Here is a 247-nt window from a genome sequence, read left to right on the forward strand (position 1 = left end):
TTCAAGCGATCTGGAAGCTGTAAAAAAAGTACTCTCGTATTTTACCTCGGAACCTGAGGTTCGATTCCACAAAATTGAGTGGGTAGAAGCAAATATCACAGACATACCTGCTTTGATATTAGCTTTTAAAGATATTACACATGTTTATCACGCTGCAGCATATATTATTTTTAACCCAAAGCATTACCATAAATTGAAAAAAGTAAACATAGAAGGTACTGCCAATATTGTAAACCTCTGTCTGGAG

General features: G+C 35.2%; 1 protein-coding gene. It reads left to right on the forward strand.

Features of this window, described 5'->3' with window-relative positions; all coding sequences use genetic code 11:
- Nucleotides 1-247 (forward strand): SDR family oxidoreductase (locus ACY2RT_RS15510; RefSeq protein WP_490156820.1); only part of this gene is annotated, 247 nt, incomplete at both ends.

This window comes from Ulvibacter sp. 2210JD10-4, assembly GCF_058148525.1.